Source organism: Mesorhizobium sp. CNPSo 4684, assembly GCF_057784315.1.
Map to the genome: position 1 here is coordinate 1 of NZ_JBWLUX010000089.1, position 1,138 is coordinate 1,138.

The following is a 1,138-nucleotide window of genomic DNA, read 5'->3' on the forward strand; positions in this document are numbered from 1 at the left end:
TCTCTTAGTCTCGCATTTAGGGTGACGACGATCTTTCGCATGACGGCGACGATAGCCACCATTGGCTTTTTGCCATTGGCGATGAGGCGTTTGTAGAAGAGAGCGAACTCGCCCTTTCCGGCGGCAGCGCGTAGAGCGGGCATGAAGAGCGCGGTCCTGACATCAGGCCGGCCACCGCGGATTTTGCGGTAGCCGTGTTTTTGACCGCTGTCATTTGGATGCGGCGCGACGCCGGCAAGGACTGCAGCCTTTCGGCGTGTCATGGAGCCGAGTTCAGGCAGGATAGCCAGGAGCTTGGCCGCTACGATCGGGCCTAAACTGTCTATGGCCGTGCAGACGGCTGCCCGGTGCTTGAGGGTGCTGCTGTTGGCGATCAGCTCGCATATCGCGGCATCGATAGCTTGTATCTGACGCTCGACGACTTTGATCACAGCCTCGAAGGAGATCGCAAGACGGCGGCCGCCAGGCGCCTTGGCGCGGTTCTTCTCCGCGACCTTCATGGCGATGAGTTCCTGGCGGCGGCGGACCAATGCGCGCAAGTCTGTCTCATCAGGGTCGGGAGCCTGCCAAAGGTCCAGCTTTGCCCAGCGTTCGCGGCCGTAGCCGCTCAACATCCCGGCATCGATGGCATCGTTCTTGCCATGCGTGCCGTAGGAGCGGATGAAGCTTTTGACCTTGAGCGTATCGGTGCGATGGCAGGCGATACCGGCACGCAGGCACTCTTCGAGCAACAGGCCTTCATGGCCGCCTGTCGGCTCGCACACGACAAGGTCTATGTGTTTATAGCCCTTCAGGATGGCGCGGATCGCTCTGCGCTGATTGGCGATGGTGCGGGTGGTGGTGCCGTCAGAGACGGTGATGGTGTCCTTGGCGATATCGAAGCCGAGGCACTGCTGCGGTTGTTGATGCAAGAAGGCCATGCTGGTGATATCCTTGTCGGGCTTCGGATTGTTTGCGGGCGTGGCGCAAGCCAGCGGCCAATCAACTCTCCAAGCGATGGCGGACAAAGACGGCAGGGACCATGATGACGTCGGGTGTTTACCCGGTCCTAGGGACGGTCGCCTGCCGCCGGGGCTGCAGGCTGTGATGGGCCTGCAGTCCCGGCCGCCAAACTACCAGATCCTTCTCAAACAATCCT

At 60.9% G+C, this 1,138-nt stretch carries 1 protein-coding gene; it reads right to left on the reverse strand.

The window, feature by feature from the left end:
- Window positions 1–1,007, reverse strand: a 1,007-nt coding sequence (locus AC04SG_RS32795) for an IS110 family RNA-guided transposase (protein ID WP_488554394.1), incomplete at its 3' end; no start/stop codon positions are given.
- Window positions 1,008–1,138 lie beyond the last annotated feature (131 nt).